This is a genomic window from Cryptosporangium aurantiacum, from assembly GCF_900143005.1.
Lineage (GTDB): Bacteria > Actinomycetota > Actinomycetes > Mycobacteriales > Cryptosporangiaceae > Cryptosporangium > Cryptosporangium aurantiacum.
Genome location: NZ_FRCS01000011.1, coordinates 65,422 through 91,477, shown reverse-complemented (window position 1 = coordinate 91,477; position 26,056 = coordinate 65,422). Strand labels below are relative to the sequence as shown.

At 72.0% G+C, this 26,056-nt stretch carries 22 protein-coding genes and 1 pseudogene; 21 read left to right on the top strand and 2 right to left on the bottom strand.

Annotated elements, in window-relative coordinates; genetic code table 11:
* Positions 1-17 precede the first annotated feature (17 nt).
* The 12 genes from BUB75_RS30610 (at position 18) to aroQ (ending at position 12,531) form a co-directional block, all read left to right on the top strand.
* Positions 18-1,607 (top strand): replication-associated recombination protein A, encoded by a 1,590-nt coding sequence (locus tag BUB75_RS30610; protein ID WP_073261729.1) that lies wholly within the window; start codon positions 18-20, stop codon positions 1,605-1,607.
* A gap of 217 nt (positions 1,608-1,824) precedes the next feature.
* Entirely contained in the window at positions 1,825-2,250 is a 426-nt protein-coding gene (locus tag BUB75_RS30605) for a DUF948 domain-containing protein (RefSeq protein ID WP_073261727.1), read from the top strand.
* Complete coding sequence (locus tag BUB75_RS30600; RefSeq protein ID WP_073261725.1) at positions 2,250-2,507, top strand: hypothetical protein; 258 nt, start codon at positions 2,250-2,252, stop codon at positions 2,505-2,507. The genes BUB75_RS30605 and BUB75_RS30600 overlap by 1 nt, the downstream gene beginning before the upstream one ends.
* Positions 2,508-2,849: 342 nt before the next feature.
* On the top strand, positions 2,850-5,549 hold the full coding sequence (gene alaS / locus BUB75_RS30595) for an alanine--tRNA ligase (protein WP_073261723.1): 2,700 nt from the start codon (positions 2,850-2,852) through the stop codon (positions 5,547-5,549).
* A 73-nt stretch (positions 5,550-5,622) separates the two neighbouring features.
* Positions 5,623-6,105 carry a Holliday junction resolvase RuvX gene (gene ruvX / locus BUB75_RS30590; protein ID WP_218617855.1) on the top strand — a complete coding sequence of 161 codons (483 nt, stop codon included), beginning with the start codon at positions 5,623-5,625 and terminating at the stop codon, positions 6,103-6,105.
* Complete coding sequence (gene mltG / locus BUB75_RS30585) at positions 6,102-7,280, top strand: endolytic transglycosylase MltG (RefSeq protein ID WP_073261720.1); 1,179 nt, start codon at positions 6,102-6,104, stop codon at positions 7,278-7,280. The genes ruvX and mltG overlap by 4 nt, the downstream gene beginning before the upstream one ends.
* Before the next feature lie 51 nt (positions 7,281-7,331).
* Positions 7,332-8,213, top strand: coding sequence for a shikimate dehydrogenase (locus BUB75_RS30580; protein WP_218617854.1), 882 nt, complete (start codon positions 7,332-7,334; stop codon positions 8,211-8,213).
* Between the two features lie 27 nt (positions 8,214-8,240).
* Positions 8,241-9,116 (top strand): prepilin peptidase, encoded by an 876-nt coding sequence (locus BUB75_RS45635; RefSeq protein WP_143175508.1) that lies wholly within the window; start codon positions 8,241-8,243, stop codon positions 9,114-9,116.
* Positions 9,117-9,264: 148 nt separating this feature from the next.
* On the top strand, positions 9,265-10,446 hold the full coding sequence (gene aroC / locus BUB75_RS30570; RefSeq protein WP_073261718.1) for a chorismate synthase: 1,182 nt from the start codon (positions 9,265-9,267) through the stop codon (positions 10,444-10,446).
* Complete coding sequence (locus BUB75_RS30565) at positions 10,443-10,958, top strand: shikimate kinase (RefSeq protein WP_073261716.1); 516 nt, start codon at positions 10,443-10,445, stop codon at positions 10,956-10,958. The genes aroC and BUB75_RS30565 overlap by 4 nt, the downstream gene beginning before the upstream one ends.
* A complete protein-coding gene (gene aroB / locus BUB75_RS30560; RefSeq protein ID WP_073261714.1) occupies positions 10,955-12,106 on the top strand; it encodes a 3-dehydroquinate synthase in 1,152 nt (383 codons plus the stop codon). The genes BUB75_RS30565 and aroB overlap by 4 nt, the downstream gene beginning before the upstream one ends.
* Entirely contained in the window at positions 12,103-12,531 is a 429-nt protein-coding gene (gene aroQ, locus BUB75_RS30555; RefSeq protein WP_073261712.1) for a type II 3-dehydroquinate dehydratase, read from the top strand. Before aroB ends, aroQ begins: the two co-directional genes overlap by 4 nt.
* Before the next feature lie 69 nt (positions 12,532-12,600).
* On the opposite strand, the gene BUB75_RS30550 is transcribed toward aroQ, so the two are convergent.
* Complete coding sequence (locus BUB75_RS30550; protein ID WP_143175507.1) at positions 12,601-14,631, bottom strand: glycoside hydrolase family 9 protein; 2,031 nt, start codon at positions 14,629-14,631, stop codon at positions 12,601-12,603.
* Positions 14,632-14,824: 193 nt separating this feature from the next.
* On the opposite strand from BUB75_RS30550, the gene efp reads away from it, so the two are divergent.
* Both efp and nusB read left to right on the top strand, forming a co-directional pair.
* The gene (efp, locus tag BUB75_RS30545; RefSeq protein ID WP_073261710.1) at positions 14,825-15,388 is read left to right on the top strand and encodes an elongation factor P; all 564 of its coding nucleotides are present in this window, start codon (positions 14,825-14,827) and stop codon (positions 15,386-15,388) included.
* Positions 15,385-15,837, top strand: coding sequence for a transcription antitermination factor NusB (gene nusB / locus BUB75_RS30540; protein WP_073261708.1), 453 nt, complete (start codon positions 15,385-15,387; stop codon positions 15,835-15,837). Before efp ends, nusB begins: the two co-directional genes overlap by 4 nt.
* 269 nt (positions 15,838-16,106) lie before the next feature.
* Here nusB and bldD read toward each other — a convergent pair whose 3' ends face one another.
* A complete protein-coding gene (bldD, locus tag BUB75_RS30535) occupies positions 16,107-16,583 on the bottom strand; it encodes a transcriptional regulator BldD (protein WP_073261706.1) in 477 nt (158 codons plus the stop codon).
* Positions 16,584-17,096: 513 nt separating this feature from the next.
* Between bldD and pyrR the strand changes: the two genes are divergently transcribed.
* The 7 genes and pseudogenes from pyrR to BUB75_RS30500 all read left to right on the top strand — a co-directional run.
* On the top strand, positions 17,097-17,660 hold the full coding sequence (gene pyrR / locus BUB75_RS30530; RefSeq protein ID WP_073261704.1) for a bifunctional pyr operon transcriptional regulator/uracil phosphoribosyltransferase PyrR: 564 nt from the start codon (positions 17,097-17,099) through the stop codon (positions 17,658-17,660).
* Positions 17,657-18,628 carry an aspartate carbamoyltransferase catalytic subunit gene (locus BUB75_RS30525; RefSeq protein WP_084741903.1) on the top strand — a complete coding sequence of 324 codons (972 nt, stop codon included), beginning with the start codon at positions 17,657-17,659 and terminating at the stop codon, positions 18,626-18,628. Before pyrR ends, BUB75_RS30525 begins: the two co-directional genes overlap by 4 nt.
* Entirely contained in the window at positions 18,625-19,908 is a 1,284-nt protein-coding gene (locus BUB75_RS30520; protein ID WP_073261702.1) for a dihydroorotase, read from the top strand. Before BUB75_RS30525 ends, BUB75_RS30520 begins: the two co-directional genes overlap by 4 nt.
* Positions 19,905-20,435, top strand: coding sequence for a PH-like domain-containing protein (locus tag BUB75_RS30515; RefSeq protein WP_073261700.1), 531 nt, complete (start codon positions 19,905-19,907; stop codon positions 20,433-20,435). The genes BUB75_RS30520 and BUB75_RS30515 overlap by 4 nt, the downstream gene beginning before the upstream one ends.
* Entirely contained in the window at positions 20,432-21,547 is a 1,116-nt protein-coding gene (gene carA, locus BUB75_RS30510) for a glutamine-hydrolyzing carbamoyl-phosphate synthase small subunit (RefSeq protein ID WP_073261698.1), read from the top strand. The genes BUB75_RS30515 and carA overlap by 4 nt, the downstream gene beginning before the upstream one ends.
* Positions 21,547-24,867 carry a carbamoyl-phosphate synthase large subunit gene (carB, locus tag BUB75_RS30505; RefSeq protein ID WP_073261696.1) on the top strand — a complete coding sequence of 1,107 codons (3,321 nt, stop codon included), beginning with the start codon at positions 21,547-21,549 and terminating at the stop codon, positions 24,865-24,867. The genes carA and carB overlap by 1 nt, the downstream gene beginning before the upstream one ends.
* Positions 24,864-25,925, top strand: a pseudogene (locus tag BUB75_RS30500) (quinone-dependent dihydroorotate dehydrogenase); the annotation flags it as partial. The gene carB and the pseudogene BUB75_RS30500, both read left to right, overlap by 4 nt.
* Positions 25,926-26,056: the final 131 nt, after the last annotated feature.

Below are 26,056 nucleotides of genomic sequence, written 5' to 3'. Positions count from 1 at the left end.
CTCAGTAGGGTCGGGGCGTGGAGACCGAAAGCCTGTTCGACGGTCGCGCCGATGATCCGGCCTCGCAGCCGACGCCCGCGCGCGCCGCGCCGATCGCCGGGGCGGGCGCCGCGGACGGGGTGGACCCGCACGCGCCGCTGGCGGTCCGGATGCGCCCGCGGACGCTCGACGAGCTGGTGGGCCAGCGGCACCTGCTGGGCCCGGGTAGTCCGCTGCGCCGCCTGGTGGAGGGGGACGCGCCGCTCTCGGTGATCCTGTGGGGGCCGCCGGGCTCGGGCAAGACCACGATCGCCCACCTCGTCTCGCGGGCGACCAGCCGGCGGTTCGTCGCGCTCTCCGCGCTGTCGGCGGGCGTGAAGGACGTGCGGGCGGTGATCGAGCAGGCCAAGCTCGAGCGTCGCCGCGGCGTCTACACGGTGCTGTTCGTCGACGAGGTCCACCGGTTCTCGAAGACCCAGCAGGACTCGCTGCTGGCCGCGGTCGAGGACCGGACCGTGACGCTGGTCGCGGCGACCACCGAGAACCCGTCGTTCTCGGTCGTGTCCCCGCTGCTGTCCCGCTCGCTGCTGCTGACGCTCGTCCCGCTGGACGCGGACGACATCCGCCGGCTGCTGCGCCGCGCACTGGTCGATCCCCGCGGGCTGGGCGGGGCGGTCCGCCTGGCGGCGGACGCCGAGGACCATCTCGTCCGGCTGGCGGACGGCGACGCCCGGCGGTCGCTCACCGCTCTCGAAGCCGCCGCCGACGCCGCCCTAGCCGCCGCCGACCCGGCAGCGTCCGCCCCGGCAGCGGGCGGCCTTGCGGCGGCCGACCCAGCGGCCGGCGGCCTTGCGGCGGCCGACTCGGCAGCGGGCGGCCTTGCGGCGGCCGACCCGGCGGCCGGCGGTCCGGCGGCGGTCGGGTCTGCGGCCGGCGGAGCGGCGGTCGGTTCTGCGGCGGGCGGCGCGGCGGGGGGCAACTCCGTGGAGATCGATCTCGCGACCGCGGAGGCGGCGGTCGACAAGGCCGCGGTGCGCTACGACCGCGACGGCGACGCGCACTACGACGTCATCAGCGCTTTCATCAAGAGCATGCGCGGCTCCGACGTCGACGCGGCGCTGCACTGGCTCGCCCGGATGCTCACCGCGGGCGAGGATCCCCGCTTCATCGCGCGGCGCCTGGTGATCTTCGCCAGCGAGGACGTCGGTATGGCCGATCCGACCGCGCTGCTGACCGCGGTGGCAGCGGCGCAGACCATCCAGCTGATCGGTCTGCCGGAGGGGCAGCTGACGCTCGCGCACGCGGTCGTCCATCTGGCGACCGCTCCGAAGTCCAACGCGGTGACGACCGCGATCTCCGCGGCGCTGTCCGACGTGGCGGCGGGCAAGGCGGGCGCGGTGCCGCCGGCGCTGCGGGACGCGCACTACCCCGGAGCGAAGGCGCTCGGCCACGGCAAGGGCTACCGCTACCCGCACGACGACCCGGCGGGGGTCGTGGCCCAGCAGTACCCGCCGGACGAGTTGGTCGGCCGCGACTACTACGAACCCACGCGGCGCGGCGCAGAGCGTCCGATCGCGGAGCGTCTGGACCGGATCCGGTCCGCGGTGCGGGGTACCTCCGCGCCGTAAGGCGCGCCAAGAAATGTGTCCACCTACCGACGTATCCCCAGCCCGGGATGGGTCGGTAGGTGGACAGGATTCTGAGCCCCCGGCGCGCCGGAGGCGTGGCGGAAGAGCACCGGCCACACGCGCCACACGCGGCACACCCGGGACCTGCGCTGAGCGTGATCGCCGCAGGCGGTAGGGTCTGTTCACCCCGAGCCCACTCACCCAAGGAGACTCGCCGGTGTCTCTCGGCGAAATCGCGGCCCTCATCGCCGCCATTGCGTTCGTCCTTCTGGTCGGTGCGCTCGCCGTGCCGCTGATCAAGCTGGGTCGCACGGTCGACGCCGCGACCAAGGCCATCACCGACATCACCGAGCAGGCGGTGCCGATCCTGGCGAGCGCCCACGTCACGGTCGACGGGGTGAACCAGACCCTCGGCGGCGTCAACCACCAGCTCGACAAGGTCGACACGCTGACCGATCACGTGTCGGCGGTGACCGGCAGCATCGCCCAGGTGACGACGCTGTTCGGCGCCACCGTGTCCGGCCCGCTGGTGAAGGCCGCCGCGTTCAGCTACGGCGTCCGTTCGGCGCTCCGGGCCCGGCGGGCCGCGGAGACCGAGCGGGAGGTCCGCGACGAGCTGAAGAAGCGGCGGAGGGGCGCCTGATGCGACGGCTGTTCTGGCTGGGTATCGGCGTCGCGGTCGGCGTCCTCGTCGTCCGTAAGGTCACCAAGACCGCGGAGGCCTACAGCCCGCGCGGGCTGGCCGACTCGGCGCGTGGGTCGGCCGTGGACCTGCTCGACTCGGTGCGGGCGTTCGTCGAGGACGCGCGCGTGGCGATGGCCGAGCACGAGGTCGAGCTGACCCGCGCGCTCGCGGAGGGACAGTCCGGCGCCGACGGCGGAGCCCACAGGGCACACTGACCCGAGGTGCCTCGGCCGCCGTGTGGCGGAACTCTGCTGGCAGGGCACACTGACCCGAGGTGCCTCGGCCGCCGTGTGGCGGAACTCTGCTGGCAGGGCACACTGACCCGGGTGCATCGGCCGCCGTGTGGCGGAACTCTGCTGGCAGGGCACACTGACCCGAGGTGCCTCGGCCGCCGTGTGGCGGAACTCTGCTGGCAGGGCGCACTGACCCGAGGTGCAGCGGCTGCCCGGTGGCGCTGCGCCGTCGTGCGTTGCGGACATATATGGGCAGCGCGATCCCGCGTCCGCGAGAGATAGTGTCGACACTTGTAGCCCATTCGAACTCACGGACACCTGGCGATGAAGACCTCTGAGATCCGGCAACGCTTCCTCGATCATTTCGCCCAGCGCGGCCACACCGTGGTACCCAGCGCGGGCCTGATCGCCGACGATCCCAACCTGCTGTTCGTCAACGCAGGAATGGTGCCGTTCAAGCCGTACTTCCTGGGCCAGGTGACCCCGCCCTACCCGCGTGCGACCAGCGTCCAGAAGTGCGTTCGAACCCTCGACATCGACGAGGTCGGCAAGACGACCCGGCACGGGTCGTTCTTCCAGATGAACGGCAACTTCAGCTTCGGTGACTACTTCAAGGACGGAGCGATCCGCTACGCGTGGGAGTTGTGCACCAACTCGATCGCGGACGGCGGATACGGGTTCGACGAGTCGAAGCTCTGGGTCTCGGTCTACGAAGAGGACGACGAGGCGTACCGGCTGTGGCGCGACGCGGTGGGCGTCCCGGAGTCGCGGATCATCCGGCTGGGCAAGGGCCCGAACTTCTGGTCGATGGGCGTGCCGGGGCCGTGCGGTCCCTGCTCGGAGATCCTGATCGACCGCGGCCCGGAGTACGGCCCGGAGTACGTCAACACGCCGGGGGTCGAGCCGGACGGCGACCGCTACCTGGAGTTCTGGAACCTCGTCTTCATGCAGTACGAGCGGGGGCCGGGCCAGGGCAAGACCGACTACCCGATCCTCGGTGACCTGCCCGCGCAGAACATCGACACCGGAATGGGCATGGAGCGGGTCGCGTTCCTGCTCCAGGACGTCGACAACTTCTACGAGGTCGACGAGGTCCGCCCGATCCTCGACAAGGCCGCTGCGCTGAGCGGCAAGCGCTACCCCGCGCACGAACAACACGACGGCCACCCCAACCCGGACGACGTCCGGCTGCGCGTCGTGGCCGACCACGTCCGCACCGCGCTGATGCTGATCGGCGACGGCGTCACGCCCGGCAACGAGGGACGCGGCTACGTGCTGCGGCGCATCCTGCGCCGCGCGGTGCGCGCGATGCGCCTGCTCGGGTACGAGGACCCCTCGTTCCCGGAGCTGTTCCCGGTGGCCCGGGACGCGATGAGCGGGTCCTATCCGGAGGTCGCGACCGACTACGCGCGGATCGCCGGTTACGCCTACGCCGAAGAGGACGCGTTCCGCGCGACGCTCCGCTCCGGAACCACGATTCTGGACACCGCGGTCGCGGAGACCAAGAAGAGCGGCGGCTCTCAGCTCTCCGGCAGCAGCGCGTTCCAGCTGCACGACACGTACGGCTTCCCGATCGACCTCACCCTGGAGATGGCGGCCGAGCAGGGCCTGACCGTCGACGAAGAGGGCTTCCGCCGCCTGATGAGCGAGCAGCGGCAGCGGGCCAAGGCCGACGCGCAGTCGCGGAAGACCGGCCACGCAGACACGTCCGTGCTGCGCTCGGTGCTCGACCGCACCGGCCCGACGAACTTCACCGGGTACCTCGAGGTGGAGCGCGAGGGACGGATCGGCGGGATCATCGGCCGCGACGGCGCGATCCGCGGCGGTGCCGGCCAGGGCGAGGAGGTCGAGGTCATCCTCGACTCGACACCGTTCTACGCCGAGGGCGGTGGCCAGCAGCCCGACCAGGGTGTGCTCGTCACACCCGGCGGCAAGCTCGAGGTGTTCGACGTCCAGCAGCCGCTGCCGGGCCTGATCGTGCACCGCGGCAAGGTCGTCGACGGGGAGATCAAGCAGGACGACCCGGTGCTGGCCACGATCGACGTGGATCGCCGCCGGGCGATCTCCCGCGCCCACACCGCGACCCACCTGATCCACACCGCGATTCGGGGTGCGCTCGGCGAGTCCGCGACCCAGGCCGGTTCGCTCAACGCGCCCGGCCGGCTGCGGTTCGACTTCAACACGCCCGGCGCCGTGCCCCAGTCGGTGCTCTCGGACGTCGAGGACGAGGTGAACGCCGTCCTCCTCGACGACCTCGAGGTGCGCGCGTTCATCACCTCGCAGGCCGAGGCGCGGCGGATCGGCGCGATGGCGCTGTTCGGCGAGAAGTACGGCGACGAGGTGCGGGTCGTCGAGGTCGGCGAGTACGCCCGGGAGCTGTGCGGTGGGACGCACGCGGCGCGCTCGGGTCAGCTGGGCGTCGTCAAGCTGCTGTCCGAGGCGTCGATCGGGTCCGGTGTCCGCCGGGTCGAGGCGCTGGTCGGGCTCGACGCGTTCCGGTTCCTGGCCAAGGAGCACCTGCTGGTCTCGAAGCTGGCCGAGCAGTTCAAGGCCAAGCCCGACGAGCTGCCCGACCGGGTCGCGTCGGTCGTCGCGCAGCTGCGCGACGCCGAGCGTGAGCTGGAGAAACTGCGTGCGGCGGCGGTGCTGTCGGGCGCCGGTGACATCGCAGCCAGGGCGCAGGACGTCGGTGGCGTGGCCGTCGCCGCGGTCGAGGCGCCGGAAGGTACGTCCGGCAACGACGTGCGTGGGCTGGCGCAGGAGATCCGGGGCCGGCTGGCGGCCGACCGTCCGGGCGTCGTCGCGGTCGCGGCCCGTGCGAACGGCAAGGCGTCGCTCGTCGTCGCGGTGAACCAGGCCGCGCGGGGCCGCGGAATCTCGGCGTCCGCACTGGTCAAGGGCGCGCTCTCGGGCCGCGGCGGCGGCAGCGACGACCTGGCGCAGGGCGGCGGCGTGCCCGCCGACGCGGCGCCCACGGTGCTGGCGTCGATTTCCGACCTGGTTGCGGGCACTGCGTCCGCGTGAATGAACCCGGTAATCCGGTTCCGGTCCGCGTAGCGGGCCGGAACCGGCTGCCCGATACGGCACAATCGCAGATGTGGAAGCGCTTTCTCCCTGGTGGGCGGACGTGAAACGCGGCGTCCGGCTCGGGGTCGACGTCGGATCGGTACGGGTGGGTGTCGCGGCCAGCGACCCGTCCGGGATCCTGGCGTCCCCGGTGGAGACCGTCCCCCGGGACCCCAAGAACGGCTCCGACCTGGCCCGGATCGTCGCGCTGGTCGCCGAGTACGAGGCGGTCGAGGTGGTGGTCGGCCTGCCCCGATCGCTGTCCGGCGCGGAGGGTCGTGCGGCGGTGGCGGCGCGTGAATACGCGGACTCATTGGCCGAACGACTACGTGAATCTCCCCACCCGGCACCGGTTCAGTTGTCCGATGAACGGCTGACGACCGTCATCGCGGGACGTACTCTTTCCCAGAGGGGCGTACGCGGGAAAAAACACCGCGCTGTGGTGGACCAGGCCGCCGCGGTGCTGATCCTTCAGGCCTGGTTGGACGCGGAGCGGAGTGCGGATCAACCGTGAACGACCTCGATCTCGTGCCGTTCACGGAGGAGTCGGGTGGCTACGGCCCCGGCACCCCCGGACGTCATCGGCGGCGGAAGACCGAGCGGAGCAGCGGTAAGACGTTAGTGGCTCTGCTGGTCGTGGTTGCGGTGCTCGCCGGGCTCACGCTCGGCGGGTGGTACGGCGTGAACAAGGTGCGCGACTTCTTCACGGCCGAGGACTACCCGGGCCCGGGTAGCGGCGAGGTCACGATCACGATCACTCAGGGTCAGAACGTCACCGACATCGGCAACACGCTCTACAAGGCCGACGTCGTGGCCAGCGCCCAGGCGTTCGTCGACGCGGCGGAGGAGAACGCCGACGCGACGACCGGGCTGCAGCCCGGCAAGTTCCTGCTCAAGAAGCAGATGAAGGCCTCGGACGCGCTGGCGGTGCTGCTCGACCGGTCGAACCGGATCGCCGAGAACGAGGTGCTGATCAAGGAGGGCCTCACGGTCGTCGAGATCCTCCCGGAGCTGGCCAAGGCGACCGGGATTCCGCTCGCCGAGTTCCAGGCGGCGGCGAAGGACCCCGCCGCGCTCGGCGTGCCCGAGTGGGGCGGCCCGAGCCCGGACAAGCGGGTGCTCGAAGGCTTCCTGTTCCCGGCGAAGTACGAGTTCAACGACAAGACGACCGCGGAGGGCCTGCTCAAGCAGATGGTCGCGAAGGCCGTGCAGGCCGCGACCAGGGACGAACTCGCCCAGAAGGCGCAGGAGCTCGGGGTCACCGAGTGGGATCTGATGAAGATCGCCTCGCTGATCGAGCAGGAGGGCATCGAGGACGACTTCGGCAAGGTCTCCCGGGTGGTCTACAACCGGCTGAAATCGACCGACGCGCTCTCGTACCTGCAGTTCGACTCGACGACGCAGTACTGGCTGATCATCACCGGCAAGGGACGCAAGGCCATCGTCACCGACGCCGAGCTCAAGGACCCGGACAACAACTACAGCACGCACGTCGACCGGGTGCAGGGCCTGCCGCCCACCCCGATCGGCAACCCGGGCGACGCGGCGCTGAAGGCGGCCGCCAACCCGGAGCCGGGGAACTGGACGTACTTCGTCGTGACGTCGAAGGACGGGCACTCGTCGTTCACCGACAGCCTGCAGCAGCACGAGGAGAACATCGAGAAGTGCCGCGAGGTCGGGCGCTGCTGAGCCTGTGGACGGGGCACGCGGGTGATCGCGCGAACCGCCTACTGTGTTCGGGTGCCCACGTTCTCCACTGAGCCCTCCGTGACGTCGCACGCTCCCGGCGGTGCGGTTCGCCGCGCCGCCGTGCTCGGGTCGCCGATCGCCCACTCGCTCTCGCCGGTGCTGCACGAGGCCGCGTACGCCGTGCTCGGCCTCGGTACCTGGTCGTACACCCGGGTCGAGTGCGCTGAGGACGACCTGTCCGGCTTCGTGGCAGGTCTCGGCCCCGAGTGGGCCGGCCTCTCGCTGACGATGCCGCTGAAGCGGGTCGCGCTCGAGGTGGCCACCGAGGTCAGCGCCGAGGCCGAGGCGATCGGCGCGGCGAACACGCTGCTGCTCGCGCCGGGTCGCCGCCGGGCCGAGAACACCGACGCGCCTGGCATGGCTGACGCGCTGCGGGAGGCCGGGCTGCAGATCGCGTCGACGCCGCTCGTGCTGGGGGCCGGTGGCACCGCGCAGGCCGCGCTCGCCGCGCTGGCGGCCCCGGGGGCGGGTATCGCGCCGCTGGTCGACGGGCCGGTGACCGTGCTGGTCCGGTCGCCGCACCGGGCCGATGTCCTCCGCACCACCGCCGAGCGGCTCGGCTTGGCGCTCGACGTCCGGCCGCTCGACGAGGCACCGACCCGGCTGACCGCTGCCGACCTGGTGATCTCCACGTTGCCGAAGGGCATCGCCGATCCGCTCGCGCACGCCGCGCTGCGCCCGGGCGCCGTGGTGTTCGACGTCGTGTACGACCCGTGGCCGACCGCGCTGGCGACCGCGGCCACCGCGGCCGGGTGCCGGGTCGTCTCCGGGCTCGACCTGCTGCTCCACCAGGCCGGGCACCAGGTGCGGTTGATGACCGGGCGCGAGGCGCCGATCGAGGCGATGCGGGCCGCGCTCGCGCTGGCGCGCTGATCCGGGCGCGGTGACGGGAGGGCGGCCGTGACCGGCGCTGACGTCGCCGCGGTGATCGTGGCTGTCGTCGTTGCCGCTGTGGCGGGGCGGTGGCTCGCCGAGACGCTGGAGCGGACCGCGCTGGTGGCGGGTGGACCGGTGGCGGGCGAACCCGCGCTCGCCCGAGCCGCCGCCACAGCCCTCGCGCTACCGCCGGTCTCGTGGATGCGCCCAACACCGCGCAGGCCCGCACAGCCCGCGGCCCCGCCGCGCGCGGCCTCTGCGGGGTCGGCTTCGGCGCCCCGGGCCCCGGCGTCCGCGGCGTGGGCGGTCTCCGCGCGAGAGGGTCCCGGGCGGGCGGCCTCTGCGCGGAGCGGGCCTGTGCAGGGCGTGGAGGTCGGGATCGCGGCGGCGGCGCTCGGCGGGGCGGTGGCCTGGGCGGTGGGCGCGGCGGCGGAGCTTCCCGGGATGCTGTTCCTCGCCGCGCTCGGCCTGGTCCTGTCCGCGGTCGACGTGCGTACCCACCGGCTGCCCGACGCGCTGACGTTACCCGCGTACCCGATCCTCGCGATCCTCCTCGGCGCCGGTGCGCTGCTCGTCGGCGTCAACGGCGACGTTGACGCCGCGCAGCCGCTCCGGGCCGCCGAGGCCGGCCTGGTCGCGTTCGGTGTGCTGTACCTGCTGGCGATCGCAGTGCCCGCCGGTTTCGGCTACGGCGACGTGAAGCTCGCCGGGCTGCTCGGCGCCGCGCTCGGCTGGTACGGCTGGTCGGCGGTGTTCGCCGGGCTCGTGTACGGGTTCGTCTACGGCGGGCTGTGCGCCGCGGCCCTACTCACCACCCGCCGCCTCGCCCGCACCGACCGCCTCGCCTTCGGCCCCTTCCTGTTAGCCGGAACCCTCACGGCCATCGTGCTGTCTCCCTGAGCGCCGTAGGCGCTCTGGTTCTGACGTGGAGCCCGTCGAGGGCGGGGCCGGCGGTCCAGCGCGCCACGCCGTGACATTTAGGGGGCCGTCATAAGGAGCGCGCTGGCCTGTCAGCGTCGTCCTCGACGGGCCGTGCAAGATAGGGGGTATGTTGCGTTGGATGACCGCGGGGGAGTCGCACGGACCCGCCCTCGTCGCGATGCTGGAGGGCCTGCCCGCCGGTGTCGCGGTGACCACGACCGAGATCTCCGAACAGCTCGCCCGCCGCCGCCTGGGCTACGGCCGCGGCGCCCGGATGAAGTTCGAGCAGGACGAGGTGGAGATCCTCGGCGGCATCCGCCACGGCCGCAGCCTCGGCAGCCCGGTGGCGATCCGGGTCGGCAACACCGAGTGGCCCAAGTGGGAGCAGGTGATGGCCGCCGACCCGGTCGACGAGGACGTCCTCGCGACGCTGGCGCGCAACGCACCGCTCACCCGGCCCCGCCCCGGCCACGCAGACCTGGCCGGCATGCAGAAGTACGGCTTCACCGACGCCCGGCCGATCCTGGAGCGGGCCAGCGCCCGCGAGACCGCCGCTCGGGTGGCGCTCGGCACCGTCGCGCAATCCCTGCTCCGGCAGGCGCTCGGCGTCGAGATCGTCAGCCACGTCGTCGAGCTCGGCTCGGTCGCGGTCAAGGACGGCACCGAGCTGCCGACCCCGGCCGACCGCGAGCGCATCGACGCCGACCCGCTGCGCTGCGCCGACCCGGACGCCTCCGCCCGGATGGTCACCGAGGTCGACGCCGCGAAGGCCGACGCCGACACGCTCGGCGGCATCGTCGAGGTGCTCGCCTACGGCCTGCCGCCGGGGCTGGGAAGCCACGTCCAGTGGGACCGCAAGCTCGACTCCCGGCTGGCCGGCGCGCTGATCAGCATCCAGGCGTTCAAGGGCGTCGAGATCGGCGACGCGTTCACCCAGGCCCGCTCCCGGGGTTCGGCCGCCCACGACGAGATCGTCAACACCCCCGACGGCGTCCGGCGGCTGACCGGGCACGCCGGTGGCCTCGAGGGCGGCATGACGACCGGCGAGGTGCTGCGGATCCGCGGCGCGATGAAGCCGATCGCGACGATCTCCCGCGCGCTGGCGACCGTCGACGTCACGACCGGCGAGGCGGCCAAGGCGATCGCGCAGCGCAGCGACGTCTGCGCGGTCCCGGCCGCGGCGATCGTCGCCGAGGCGATGGTCGCGCTCGTGCTCGCGGACGCGGCGATGGAGAAGTTCGGCGGCGACTCGGTGGACGAGGTCCGCCGGAACCTCGCCGGCTACAAGGCCGCGCTGGTGATCGAGTGAGCCGCCCGGTCGCGGTGCTGGTCGGCCCTCCCGGCGCAGGCAAGACGACGGTCGGTGAGCTGCTCGCCGCGCGCCTCGGCGTGACGTTCCGCGACGTCGACCACGACATCGAGGCGAGCGCGGGCAAGCCGATCAGCGACATCTTCGTCGACGATGGCGAGGAGACGTTCCGGGCGCTGGAGGCCGCAGCGGTCGCCGCCGCCCTCGGCGCCCACGACGGCGTCCTGGCGCTGGGCGGTGGCGCGGTGCTGGCGGAGGCCACCCGCGCGGCGCTGCGCGGCCACCGTGTCGTCCACCTGGACGTCGGGCTGGCCGACGCCGTCGACCGGGTCGGGCTCAACACGGCCCGGCCGCTGCTGGCGCTCAACCCCCGGGCGACGATGCGCACGCTGCTCGCCCAGCGGGCCCCGCTCTACGCCGAGGTCGCGACGATCACCGTCACCACCGACGGGCGGGCCCCCGAGGAGATCGTCGCCGACGTGCTGGCCCAGCTCGAGGAGGTGCCCGCATGAGTGCCCCGTCCGACGGGAACGGCGCCGCCGCCGGCGGCACCGGCACAGACGTGACCCGCATCTCGGTGACCGGCGAGTCGTCCTACGACGTGCTGGTCGGGCACGGGCTGCTCGGCGAGCTGGCGCCGCTGCTGGCTGGTGCCCAGCGCGTCGCGGTGATCCACCCGGGCGCGCTGCGCACCACCGGTGAGGCCGTCCGTGACGACCTGCGGGCGAGTGGTTTCGAGGCGCACTCGCTGGAGATCCCGGACGCCGAGGACGGCAAGACCCTCGAGGTTGCCGGCTTCTGCTGGGACGTGCTCGGCCAGGCCGGTTTCACCCGCACCGACGCGATCGTCGGGCTCGGCGGCGGCGCGGTCACCGACCTCGCCGGTTTTGTGGCCGCCTGCTGGCTGCGCGGCGTCCGCGTGGTGCAGGTCCCGACGACCGTGCTCGGCATGGTCGACGCCGCGGTGGGCGGCAAGACCGGCATCAACACCGCGGCCGGCAAGAACCTCGTGGGGGCCTTCCACCCGCCCGCCGGCGTCCTGGTCGACCTGGCCACGCTGGAGACGCTGCCCAAGCACGAGCTGGTCGCCGGCATGGCCGAGATCGTCAAGACCGGGTTCATCGCCGACCCGCGCATCCTGGAGCTGATCGAGGCCGACCCGGCCGCCGCGACCGATCCCTCGTCGCCGGTGCTGCGGGAGCTGGTCGAGCGGTCGATCGCGGTCAAGGCCGACGTGGTCTCGAAGGACCTGCGCGAGTCCGGGCTGCGCGAGATCCTCAACTACGGGCACACGCTCGGGCACGCGATCGAGAAGAACGAGCGCTACCGATGGCGGCACGGCGCCGCGGTGAGCGTCGGGCTGGTGTTCGCCGCCGAGCTGGGGCGGCTCGCCGGGCGGCTGGACGACACGACCGCCGAGCGGCACGCGGCCGTGCTGGGCGCGCTGGGGCTGCCGCTCACGTACTCGGCCGCCGCCTGGCCGAAGCTGCTCGACACGATGCGCGTCGACAAGAAGTCGCGGGGCAACCGCCTGCGGTTCATCGTCCTGGACGGGCTGGCCAAGCCGACCGTGCTGGAGGACCCGGATCCGGGCCTGCTGGTGGCGGCGTACGGCGCGGTCGGTACCGAGAGCACCCCGGCGCGGGCGGTGCAGCTGTGACCCGGGTGTACGTGCTCAACGGACCGAACATCGGGCGGCTGGGCACCAGGGAGCCGGAGATCTACGGCGCGGACACCTACGACGACCTGGCGGCGCTCTGCGTCAAGACCGGCGCGGAGCTGGGCCTCGACGTCGTCGTGCGGCAGACCGACGCGGAGCACGAGATGCTCGGCTGGCTGCACGCGGCGGCCGACGAGCGGGCACCGGTCGTGCTGAACCCCGGCGCGTGGACGCACTACAACATCGCGGTACGGGACGCGTGCGCGATGCTGAACGCCCCGCTGATCGAGGTGCACATCACGAACGTGCACAAGCGCGAGCCGTTCCGGCACACGAGCGTGATCTCCCCGGTCGCCACCGGCGCCATCATCGGCCTCGGCCTCACCGGCTACCAGCTGGCCCTCCGCCACATCGCCGCCCGCTAAGCGCTGCACATTTTGTGCCCCTCCAGGGGCACAAAATGTGCAGCGCCTCGGCGCATCAACCGAGCAGCGCTACAACCGAGCCTGCAGCGTCACGGCTAGGAGAGCCGTTGCGGTGAAGTCGATGGCGGGCTCGACGCTGGAGTAGGCCTGCGGCTGATCGACGAACTTCGCGTCGGACCGGTCGAAGCGGCTCACGTTCACGCCCGTGCACGTCTTCGCGGTATCCGACGTGGTCAGCCCCTTGAACGCGCTCGACGCGTTCGGCCCGTTCACGACCGCTCCGGTCGCGATCTTCCCGGTGCCGGTGAGGCTCCCGGCCAGGTTCGCGATCTGGTGGTGGATGCACTTCGCGTACGTGTGGCCGACGCCGACCACCAGCGAGAGCCCCCACCCGTTCGTCCCGAGCGCGACGTTGCGCTGGGTGGTGCCGAACGCGTCGTAGCTGTCGTCGTCGGCCGCGCGGTGGTAGAGCGCGGCGACCGCGGCCCAGCCGAACGTCTTGGACGTGAAGTCGTCCTGCGTGATCGGCGCCGCGGCCCCGATCGGGCTCTTCGCCGCGGCCGCGACCGCGGTGTCCAGGCGAGCCTTCAGGTTGCCCACCAGCGTCTCCGGCGTCACCTCGGTAGCCGGGTTCCCGGTCTCCTGCAGCAGCGCGTGCAGCTCGGCGTCGACGAGCGGCCCGACGTCGTACAGGTTGAGCGGACCCTTGTTGCCCGCGCTGATCGAGAGGCTCGCGAAGCGGGCCGCCTGCTGGGTCCAGGTGGTCGCGCGGGTGTCGCCGAGCACGAGGCCCGCCCGGGCCAGCTCGGTCGCGCCGAGGGCCATGTCGTCGGCCCACGAGCTCTCCGGGTAGTACTCGCGCGGGTACGACGTCATCAGCGTGCCGTAGTCCTCGCCGCCCGCCAGGTCGAGGATCGTCGCGGCGGCGTCCAGGTGTGCCCTGGCCGCGGTCGGGTCGTCACCGGCCTCGACCTGCGCGGCCAGCGCGAACGCGGCCGCGACCCGGCCGGCGACGTTCGGGCTGATCTCCTCGCCCGGCTGGTTCGCCCGGAACACCGGCCGGTGGCTCAGGTACCGCTTCGACTCGCCGGACGCGCTGTCGTCGTCCTGGGGCAGCCGCCAGACGTCGTGGTCGCCGAGCAGCCCGTCCGCACCACCGCTGCCGAGCCCGACCTGCAAATACAGCGTCTGCGTCGACTCGTCCCACATCTTGTCCAGCCAGTCGACACCGAACGCCGCCTCCGCGCCGATACCGTCGATCGCCTTGCCGTTGCCGATGCTGGTGGCCCCTCCCCGTTCGGCCAGCAGCATCAGGGCCAGTGCGTACGCGGTGGTGTGGGTGAACTTCAGGTAGTCGCCGGCGTCGAACCAGCCACCGGTGACGTCGACGGCCGGGGCGCCCGCGGTCGCGGTCAGGTTCTTGCCCAGGTCGTCGCCGTCGGCGAAGTCCGGCGCGTCGTAGACCGTCGCCTTCGCGTCGTTGAGGTGGGACGGTTCGCGGGGGATCGGCTTGCTCAGCACGTCGGCGCCGTCCCGCTGTACCCCGAAGAACTCGACCGTGTCGGCTGCGACCTGGCCGAACAGCTCCCTGCTCGCGCCCACCACGAAGACCGGCGACACCGCGGTGATGCCGCCGGTGACCCGGATCCGGTAGGCGCCCGCGGTGCGTAAACCGGAGACGTCGATCGGGTACGTCGCCGGGTACCGCTCGCTCCACGCCCCCCGGTCGGTGCCGACCGTGCCCTTCAGCGCGACCGACCCGTCCTGCCGCTCGACGACGAACCCGGCGCTGTCCGCCTTACGCGGCGCCAGCAGCACGGCGACCTTGGTCTCGAGAGTGCCGTAGCCGACCTGGTCGGTGTGCACCACCGCGTCGGTGGGTCCCACCGGGCTCCAACTGCCGTCTTGGCTGGGCCGTTCGGGCTTCTCGTCGGACTCGCCCGTACAGCCGGCGACCAGCGCGAGCGTGGTGAGGACGGCGGATGCCGTGGTGAGCAGCCGGGGGAGGCGGTTGCGCACGAGTTCCCTTCCTGACAGATATCGGTGCGACCCGGACGTCGGGCCGATCAGCACGAGCCAGGTCGGTGGGTCGACCTGCATCCGGCCGCCGGCCACGGTCCGGCGGACGTGTAGCCGGTGGGGCGGCTACCGGATACAGGTAGTATCTGGTGACCTGCCAAGCGGGCGGTCACCGCCGCCCAGCCTCTCAGCTGATCCCTACGACTTGCGCACCGGCCCACGGCCTGCCACACGGCCTGTCGGACCGGCCGACCAGGAGACGAAGAGCTTCCGCATGGCCACCACGAACGACCTGAAGAACGGCATGACGCTGAACCTGGAGGGTCAGCTCTGGAACGTCGTCGAGTTCCAGCACGTGAAGCCCGGTAAGGGCGGAGCGTTCGTGCGGACGACGCTGAAGAACGTGCTGACCGGCAAGGTCGTCGACAAGACGTTCAACGCCGGCGTGAAAGTTGACACCGCCAACGTCCACAAGGCCGCCATGTCGTACCTGTACAAGGACGGCGAGGACTTCGTCTTCATGGACTCGGAGACGTACGACCAGATCACGGTGCCTGCGGCGACCGTCGGCGGCAACGCCGACTACCTGCTGGAGAACGCCGAGGTCACGGTCGCGCTGCACGACGCGACGCCGCTGTACGTCGAGCTTCCGGCGTCCGTCGAGCTCGTCGTCGCACACACCGACCCCGGCCTGCAGGGCGACCGGTCGACCGGCGGCACGAAGCCGGCCGAGCTGGAGACCGGCGCGACGATCCAGGTCCCGCTGTTCGTCAACACCGGTGACAAGCTGAAGGTCGACACCCGCGACGGGCGATACATCGGCCGGGTCACCGGGTGACTACCCCTCGCTCCAACCCGCGCCGAGACAACGACCCGGATCGGCGGTCGGCGCGTCGCAAGGCACGGAAGCGCGCCCTCGACATCCTGTTCGAGGCCGACGTCCGTGGTACCGAACCACTCGCGACCGCCCGCGACCGGCTCGCGCAGTCCGACCCTCCGGTTCCGGACTACGCGATCACGCTGGTCGAGGGCGTGACCGAGAACCGGCCCCGGCTCGACGAGCTGATCTCGACGTACGCCGAGGGCTGGACGCTCGACCGGATGCCCGCCGTCGACCGGAACCTGCTCCGGCTCGGCGTGTACGAGCTGCTGTTCCGCGAGGACATCCCGGACGCGGTAGCGATCGACGAGGCGGTGGATCTCGCCCGCGAACTCTCGACGGACGAGTCCCCGCGCTTCGTGAACGGCCTGCTAGGCCGTCTCCAACTCGTCAAAGCAGAACTTTGAGGGCGGCCCGCCTAGGACGACGCTGACAGGCGAGCGCGAGGCCTTGAGTATGACTAATACGAGGCGGCCTCGCGCTCGACTGCCAGCCCCGCCCTGAGCGGGCTCCACCTTCAGACAACTGCACGCGCCTGGCGGCGCTTTTCGCGGCATCCTGCGGACGTTGAGCCGCGAGCCGCCGCAGGCAACGACGAAGCCCCCCGCGCCATCGGCGCGAGGGGCTTCGTCGTAGGTGGCTCCAGCCGACACCCCCGGCTGGCGCTCCAGGGGTACTACGGCCGGATCGGGGTGGCGACCAGCACGTTCCACTCGGTCAGCTTCTCGATCAGGCCGGCGGGCGAGACGTCGAAGACGATCGCGAGCGTGCGGAGGTCGTCGGCGCGGATCGAGAGCACCCGGCCGTTGTAGTCACCGCGCTGCTGCTGGATGCTGCGGGCGAACCGCTGCACGGCACCGAGCTCGTCGCCGGGCAGCTGCTCGAGCCGCTCGAGGTCGATCACGACCTTGCTCGCGCCCTCGTGGCGACCGGGGCCGTCGCCGGGCAGGAGCTCCGCGATCGGGACCCGGTAGAACTCGGCCAGCTCGTTGAGGCGGGCGACGGTGACAGCCCGGTCGCCGCGCTCGTACGACCCGACGACGACCGCCTTCCAGCGACCACCGGACTTCTCCTCCACCCCCTGTAGCGAGAGGCCCTGCTGCTGCCGGATGGCTCGCAGCCGGGCGCCGAGGGCCTTGGCGTAATCGGACATTCGTTCTCCGAGGGGTAATGCGCATGCCCGGGGAAAGCATGCGGGCGGACGGGCAGCGACAAGCCGAGCCACGTCACCGCGCCCGGTCGCTACGGAGAGTGACCGTAGGCCCAGTGGGGCAATCCGGTCAAGGGGAATGGCGAAACCGTAGCCGCCCGGCGATGTGACGTTGAACGCCTCAGTCGATTCCACGCGGTAAGCAACCGTGCCCGATGTTGCTGCGCGGTGTGACCGCCATAGTTCACCATCCCGTCGTCACCTGGTTCGCATCGGTACCGGAACCTGTGTGCGGGGCGGTGCGAATCGGTACAGAAACCACCCCCCACGTGCGGTGGTGACTCCGCGGACGAGTGCTGTGATCTGGGTCGCGTGCGGCGTCTGATGCTTGTGCGGCGATCCGTCGCACACCGTACCGGCGCTGCTAGCGTTGCTCTTCGGAACGCACATCCTTTAACGACCCGTCCGGTGAGGCGGGGAAGGAGGTGGCCGGCGGTGACGCCTGCCTCGGAACCAGTGCCGGAGGGCACGACCCCGGTAGACCGGGAGATCCTCGATGACGCGGCGGTATCCCGAACCGTCGACCGGATCGCACACCAGATCCTGGAGAAGACCGACGGTGGCGCCGACACCGTTCTGCTCGGCATCCCGACCCGCGGCACCCCGCTCGCCCGGCGACTGGCCGAGCGGATCGAGACCTTCACCGGCGTGCGGCTCCCGGTCGGCGCCCTCGACGTCACGCTCTACCGCGACGACCTGCGGCTGCGCGGTCCGCGCGCCCTGGAGCGCACCGACCTGCCCAGCGACGGCGTTGACGGCCGCCGGGTGATCCTGGTCGACGACGTGCTGTTCTCCGGCCGGACGATCCGCGCCGCGCTCGACGCCCTGTCCGACCTCGGTCGCCCGCGGATCGTCCAGCTCGCCGTTCTCGTCGACCGCGGGCACCGCGAACTGCCGATCCGGGCCGACTACGTCGGCAAGAACCTGCCGACCTCCCGCACCGAGAGCGTCCGGGTGCAGCTCCGCGAGGTCGACGACCGGGACGCGGTCGTGCTGGCCAGGGCGGAGGTGGAGGCGTGATCACGCACCTGCTCTCCGCCGCCGACCTGGACGCCGAGACCGCGACGCTGGTGCTCGACACGGCCACCGAGCTCGCGGCGGCGGCCGGCCGAAGCGTCAAGAAGTTCCCGACGCTGCGCGGCCGCACGGTCGTGAACCTCTTCTACGAGGACTCCACCCGCACCCGGATCTCGTTCGAGGCGGCCGCGAAGCGGCTGTCCGCGGATGTCATCAACTTCTCCGCCAAGGGCTCCAGCGTCAGCAAGGGCGAATCGCTCAAGGACACCGCGCTGACCCTCCAGGCGATGGGCGCGGACGCCGTGGTGATCCGGCACCAGGCGAGCGGCGCACCGCACACGCTGGCGAAATGGGTCGACGGTGCGGTCGTGAACGCCGGTGACGGCACCCACGAGCACCCGACCCAGGCGCTGCTGGACGCCTACACGATGCGCAGCAGGCTCGGCCGGCTGGAGGGCCTGCGGGTCGGCATCGTCGGCGACGTCCTGCACAGCCGGGTCGCCCGGTCCAACGTCCTGCTGCTCTCGACGCTCGGCGCCGAGGTCACGCTGGTCGCGCCGCCGACGCTGGTCCCCGTGGGGGTGGGGTCCTGGCCGGTCACGGTCTCCTACGACCTCGACGCGGTCCTGCCGAAGCTGGACGTGGTGATGGCGCTGCGGGTCCAGCGGGAGCGGATGAACGCCTCGTACTTCCCGACCGAGCGCGAGTACGCCCGCCGCTACGGCCTGGACGCCCGGCGCCTGGGCGCGCTGCCCGAGCACGCGATCGTCATGCACCCCGGCCCGATGAACCGGGGCATGGAGATCGCACCCGAGGTCGCCGACTCACCCCGCTCGACGATCGTCGAGCAGGTCACCAACGGCGTGAACGTCCGGATGGCCGTGCTCTACCTGCTTCTCGGCGGCGCGGTCGGCCCGGCCCGGCCCACGCTGAACGTCCCGCCCGCGATCGACCCGGAAGGCGCCCGGTGAACCCCTCGTACCTGCTTCGTGGCGCGACGCTCCCGGACGGCACGGTCACCGACCTGCTGATCCGCGACGGCCTGCTCGCCGACGGCTCCGACCCGCAGGCCGAGGTCATCGACGCCCGGGGCCTGCGCGCCCTGCCCGGCCTCGTCGACCTGCACACCCACCTGCGCCAGCCCGGCCGGGAGGACGCCGAGACGATCGAGACCGGCAGCCGCGCCGCCGCGCTCGGTGGGTTCACCGCGGTCTGCGCGATGGCCAACACCGACCCGGTCGCCGACGCGGCCGGGATCGTCGAGCAGGTCTGGCGCCTCGGCCGCGAAGTCGGCCTGGTCGACGTTCAGCCGGTCGGCGCGGTCACGCTCGGGCTCGGCGGCGAGCGGCTGGCCGAGCTCGGCGCGATGGCCGACTCGGCCGCGCAGGTCCGGGTGTTCTCCGACGACGGCCACTGCGTGCACGACGCCGCGGTGATGCGCCGCGCGCTGGAGTACGTCAAGGCGTTCGACGGGGTCATCGCCCAACACGCCGAGGATCCGAAACTCACGGTCGGCGCGCAGATGAACGAGGGGGAGCAGTCGGCCCGGCTCGGGCTGACCGGCTGGCCCGCGGTCGCCGAGGAGGCGATCATCGCCCGCGACGCGCTGCTCGCCGCCCACGTCGGTTCGCGGCTGCACGTCTGCCACGTGTCGACCGCAGGCTCGGTCGAGGTGCTGCGCTGGGCGAAGAGCCGGGGCATCCGGGTCACCGCCGAGGTGACGCCGCACCACCTGCTGCTCACCGACGAACTGGCCGCGACCTACGACCCGGTCTACAAGGTCAACCCGCCGCTGCGCACCTCGGAGGACGTCACCGCGCTGCGGGAGGCGCTCGCCGACGGCACGATCGACGCGGTCGCGACCGACCACGCCCCGCACGCCCGCGAGGACAAGGAGTGCGAGTGGGCGGCGGCCCGGCCCGGCATGCTCGGGCTGGAGACCGCGCTGCCGATCGTCATCCACACGATGGTCAACACCGGGCTGCTCGACTGGGCCGGTGTGGCGGAGCGCCTGAGCAGCGCTCCGGCGCGCATCGCGAACCTCGACGGCAGGCACGGCCGGCCGCTCGCCGTCGGTGAACCGGCGAACCTGACGCTCGTCGATCCGACAGCCACCTGGACGGTCACCCCCGACGGGCTGGCCAGCATCAGCCGCAACACGCCGTACACCGGGCTCACGCTGCCCGGGAAGATCGTCGCGACCTTCCTGCGGGGTCGGGCGACGGTGCTCGACGGGAAGGCACAGGCATGATCGCCGCTGCGTACGAACGTCCACCCGACAACTGGACCGGCCGGATTCTCTTCACGCTCGGCGTCCTGGTGGTCTTCGCGCTGATCGTCTGGGCCGCCCGACGAGCCTGGAAGCGCCGTGTCGCGGCGCACGCCGACCTGCTGCCGCTGCCCGAGGGAACCGTCACCGATGCCACCCCGGCGTCCGACGGGCTCTACGTCGGCACCACCGAAGCGGGCTCCTGGCAGGCCCGGGTCTACGCCGGGAAGCTGGCCGACCGGGCCGCTGCCACCCTGCACACCGGCCCCGAAGGGCTGCTGATCGAGCGGGACGGCACCGCGCCGCTGTTCATCCCGGCCGCCGCGGTCCGGGAAGCCCGCCTGGACGCCGGGCTGGCGAACAAGGTCGTCGGCGGCGCCGGGCTGCTCGTCGTCACCTGGGAGCAGAACGGCTACCTGCTGGACAGCGGCTTCCGCGCCGACCACCGCATCGACAACGCCACTCATCTGCGCGAGATCGAGAAAGTCATCCTGGAGAAGACCGCATGAGCACCAAGACCCCTGCCCTGCTCGTCCTGGAGGACGGCCGCACGTTCCGCGGTGAGGCGTTCGGCGCGGTCGGCGAGACGTTCGGCGAGGCCGTCTTCACCACCGGCATGACCGGCTACCAGGAGACGCTCACCGACCCCTCGTACCACCGCCAGATCGTCACGATGACCGCGCCGCACGTGGGCAACACCGGCGTGAACCTCGAGGACGACGAGTCGGCGAAGATCTGGGTCGCCGGGTACGTGGTCCGCGACCCGGCTCGGATCTCGTCGAACTGGCGCGCGACCGGCGCGCTGAACGACCGGCTCGCCGACGAGGGCATCGTCGGCATCGCCGGCGTCGACACCCGGGCGCTCACCCGGCACCTGCGGGAGCGCGGAGCGATGCGCGCCGCGGTCTCCAGCAACGGCGCCAGCGCCGAGGAGGTGCTGGAACGCGTCCTGGCCAGCCCGCAGATGGCCGGCGCCGACCTGGTCGGTGACGTGACGACGCCCGAGCCGTACGTGGTGAACGCCGAGGGCCCGACGCGCTTCCGGGTCGCCGCGATCGACCTCGGGATCAAGCGCAACACCCCGCGCCGGATGGCCGCGCGCGGCATCGAGGTGCACGTGCTGCCGGCGACGTCGTCGCCGGAGGAGCTGCTGGCGCGCGGCGCCGACGGGGTGTTCTTCTCCAACGGTCCGGGCGACCCGGCGACCGCCGACACCGCGGTGAAGCTCGCGCAGGCCGCGCTCGGCGAGGGGCTGCCGACGTTCGGCATCTGCTTCGGCAACCAGGTGCTCGGCCGCGCGCTCGGGTTCGGCACGTACAAGCTCGTGTACGGGCACCGGGGCATCAACCAGCCGGTGATCGACCGGGAGACCGGCAAGGTCGAGATCACCGCGCACAACCACGGGTTCGCGGTCGACGCCCCCCGCACCGGCTCCGCCGAGACCGAGTTCGGGCGCGCCGAGGTGAGCCACGTCTGCCTCAACGACGACGTCGTCGAGGGGCTGAATTGCTTGGACAGGCCGGCGTTCAGCGTCCAGTACCACCCCGAGGCGGCGGCCGGTCCGCACGACGCAGATTACCTTTTCGACCGGTTCGTGAAGCTCATGGAAGGTGCGGCCTGATGCCGAAGCGCAACGACATCCGGCACGTGCTGGTGATCGGCTCCGGGCCGATCCTGATCGGCCAGGCCGCCGAGTTCGACTACTCCGGCACCCAGGCCTGCCGGGTCCTGCGCGAGGAGGGCCTGCGGGTCAGCCTCGTCAACTCCAACCCGGCGACGATCATGACCGACCCGGAGTTCGCCGACTCGACCTACATCGAGCCGATCACCCCGGAGTACGTCGAGCAGATCATCGCCCGCGAGCGGCCCGATGCCCTGCTGGCCACGCTCGGCGGCCAGACCGCGCTGAACACGGCGGTGGCCCTCCACGAGCGCGGCGTCCTGGAGAAGTACAACGTCGAGCTGATCGGCGCCGACATCGAGGCGATCCAGCGCGGCGAGGACCGGCAGCGGTTCAAGGACATCTGCGCGTCGGTCGGCGCCGAGACGCCCCGGTCCGCGGTGTGCCACTCGATGGAGGAGGTGCGCGCCACCGTCGCCGACCTCGGCCTGCCGGTGGTGATCCGGCCCTCGTTCACGATGGGCGGCCTCGGCTCGGGCATGGCGCACACGCCCGAGGACCTGGAGCGGATCGCGTCCGCCGGCCTGGCCGCCAGCCCGACCACCGAGGTCCTGATCGAGGAGAGCGTGCTCGGCTGGAAGGAGTACGAGCTCGAGCTGATGCGCGACCGCAACGACAACGTCGTCGTGGTCTGCTCGATCGAGAACGTGGACGCGATGGGCGTGCACACCGGCGACTCGGTCACGGTCGCCCCGGCGATGACGCTCACCGACCGCGAGTACCAGCGGCTGCGTGACGTCGGCATCGCGGTGCTGCGCGCGGTCGGCGTCGACACCGGCGGCTGCAACATCCAGTTCGCGATCCACCCGGAGACCGGCCGCCTGGTCGTCATCGAGATGAACCCGCGGGTCTCCCGATCCTCGGCGCTCGCGTCGAAGGCCACCGGCTTCCCGATCGCGAAGATCGCGGCGAAGCTGGCCGTCGGCTACACGCTGGACGAGATCCGCAACGACATCACGAAGCAGACCCCGGCCAGCTTCGAGCCGAGCCTGGACTACGTCGTCGTGAAGGTGCCGCGGTTCGCGTTCGAGAAGTTCCCCGGCGCCGACCCCGAGCTGACGACCACGATGAAGTCGGTCGGCGAGGCGATGGCGCTGGGCCGGTCGTTCCCGGAGGCGCTGAACAAGGCGCTGCGCTCGGCCGAGACCGGCTCGGGTGGGTTCTGGACCGTTCCCGATCCGGACAACGACGCGCTCGAGGCGCTGCGTACGCCCCACGACGGCCGCCTCTACGACGCCGAGCGGGCGCTGCGCCTGGGTAACTCGGTGGCCGAGGTCGCGGCGGTGAGTGGCTACGACCCGTGGTTCGTCGACCAGATCCTGTCGCTGGTCGAGCTGCGTGCCGAGCTGGTCGACGCCGCCGTGCTCGACGCCGACCTGCTGCTGCGGGCCAAGCGCGCCGGCCTGTCCGACCGGCAGGTCGCCGCACTGCGTCCGGAGTTCGCGGGTGAGGACGGCGTCCGCACGCTGCGGCACCGGCTCGGGGTTCGTCCGGTCTACAAGACCGTCGACACCTGCGCGGCGGAGTTCGCCGCGAGCACGCCGTACCACTACTCGGCCTACGAGACCGACCCGGAGGCGGAGACCGAGGTCGCGCCGAGCGACCGGCCGAAGGTGATGATCCTCGGCTCCGGTCCGAACCGGATCGGGCAGGGCATCGAGTTCGACTACTCGTGCGTGCACGCCGCGATGGCGCTCCGGGACGCCGGCTACGAGACCGTGATGGTCAACTGCAACCCGGAGACGGTCTCCACCGACTACGACACGTCCGACCGGCTCTACTTCGAGCCGCTGACGTTCGAGGACGTGCTGGAGGTCTGGCACGCCGAGAACACGTCCGGTCGCGAGGCCGGTGGGCCCGGTGTGGTCGGTGTGATCGTCCAGCTCGGTGGTCAGACGCCGCTCGGCCTGGCGCGGCGGCTGGCCGCGGCGGGCGTCCCGGTCGTCGGGACGCCGCCGGAGAGCATCCACCTCGCCGAGGAGCGCGGCGCGTTCGGCCGGGTCCTGGAGGAGGCCGGGCTCCCGGCTCCGAAGCACGGCCTGGCCACGTCGTACCGCGAGGCCCGGACGATCGCGGAGACGATCGGCTATCCGGTCCTGGTGCGGCCGTCCTACGTGCTCGGTGGGCGCGGCATGGAGATCGTCTACGACGACGCCACGCTGGAGTCCTACATCGCCAGGGCGACCCAGGTCAGCCCCGAGCACCCGGTCCTGGTCGACCGGTTCCTCGACGACGCGATCGAGATCGACGTGGACGCGCTGGCCGACGGCACCGGCAACGTCTTCCTCGGCGGCGTGATGGAGCACATCGAGGAGGCCGGGATCCACTCCGGCGACTCGGCCTGCGCGCTGCCGCCGATCACGCTCGGCTCGTCCGACATCGAGAACGTGCGACGCTCGACCGCGGCGATCGCTGCCGGGGTGGGCGTGAAGGGGCTGCTCAACGTCCAGTACGCGTTGAAGGACGACACGCTCTACGTGCTCGAGGCCAATCCCCGGGCGTCCCGGACCGTGCCGTTCGTGAGCAAGGCGACCGCCGTGCCGCTGGCGAAGGCAGCGGCCCGGATCATGCTCGGCGCGACGATCGCCGAGCTGCGGGCCGAAGGCCTGCTGCCGGCCGAGGGCGACGGCGGGACGCTGGCGCTGGGCCAGACGCCGATCGCGGTCAAGGAGGCGGTGCTGCCGTTCAAGCGGTTCCGCACGACGTCCGGGGCCGGTGTGGACAACCTGCTGGGCCCGGAGATGAAGTCCACCGGCGAGGTGATGGGCATCGACACCGCGTTCGGCGCCGCGTTCGCCAAGAGCCAGGCCGGGGCGTACGGCTCGCTGCCGACCGAGGGCCGGGTGTTCGTCTCGGTGGCGAACAAGGACAAGCGCTCGATCGTCTTCCCGGTCAAGCGCCTGACCGACCTGGGCTTCGAGGTGATCGCGACGCACGGCACCGCGGAGGTGCTGTGGCGGCACGGCATCCCGGCTCGCGTGGTGCGCAAGCACTTCGAGCCCGCCAGCGGCGACGACGATCACGATGTGGTCACGTTGATCCAGGAGGGTGAGGTTCAACTCGTCATCAATACGCCGTACGGCAACTCCGGGCCGCGGGTCGACGGGTACGAGATCCGCTCCGCCGCGGTCTCGGCCGATGTGCCGTGCATCACGACCGTGCAGGCGGCGGCCGCGGCCGTCCTCGGCATCGAGGCCCAGCTGCGGGGCGAGCTGTACGTCCGGCCGCTCCAGGAGCTGCACCGGGCGCTGCGTCCATGAGCGTTTACCGGGTCCTGCGCGACCAGGCGCTGTTCCGGCTCGGTGGCGGTGACGCCGAGCCGGCTCATGAGCGCACGCTGGCTCTCCTGACTCGGTTCGGCCGCGTGCCCGCCGCAGTGGCTGCCGGGCGTCGCTGGGCCCTCGGCGATGCCCCGGGGCTGAGCCGCACGCTGTTCGGCGTCCGGTTCCCGGGGCCGGTCGGGCTGGCCGCCGGCATGGACAAGAACGGGGTCGCGCTGTCGGCCTGGGCGGGGCTCGGGTTCGGGTTCGTCGAGGCCGGCACCGTGACCGCGCACGCCCAGCCGGGCAACCCGCGCCCGCGGCTGTTCCGGTTCCCCGCCGACGAGGCGATCGTCAACCGGATGGGGTTCAACAACCGGGGCGCGGCGGCGCTGGCCGCCCGGCTGGCCGACCTGTCCGCCGGTGGGACGCCGCCGCTGCCGATCCCGGTCGGCGTCAGCCTCGGCAAGTCCAAGGTGACGCCGCTGGACGAGGCGGTCGAGGACTACCTGACGTCGCTGCGGCTCGTGCACCGGTACGCGGACTACGTCGCGGTCAACGTCAGCTCGCCGAACACACCGGGGCTGCGCGCGCTGCAGGACCGTGCGGCGCTCGACGCGCTGATCGGCGCGTTGGCTTCGGAGGCCGCAGCGCTCAGCGTTTCCCCGGGACCCCGCCGCCCGGCCGGAAAGCCGGTGCCGCTCGTCGTCAAGATCGCACCGGACCTGACCGACGCGGCGATCGGCGAGGTCCTCGAGGTCTGTGCGGCGCACGGCGTCGCCGGGGTGATCGTGGCGAACACCACGCTGAGCCGCGCGGGCGTGGACACCACGGAGGCCGGTGGCCTGTCGGGCGCGCCGCTGACCGCCCGGGCGCGGGAACTGGTCGGGTTCGTGGTCCGGGAGACCGACGGACGGCTGCCGGTGATCGGCGTCGGCGGGATCCTCACCGCCGCCGACGCGACCGCTCTGTTCGACGCCGGCGCGGCGCTCGTGCAGGTCTACAGCGGGCTGATCTACCGCGGTCCCGGACTGGTCCGGGAAATCAACCGAACCGTCACTCAGCGTGGCGTCGGACGATCGCCGCTCGGCGAGGGTGTTCCCGGCCCGCTGAGCAGCCCGCAGAGCGGTTTTCGACAGGCGGTGCAGGGTTCGGTGACCACCCGCGGGGTGACGAAGCTCAGCGGGCC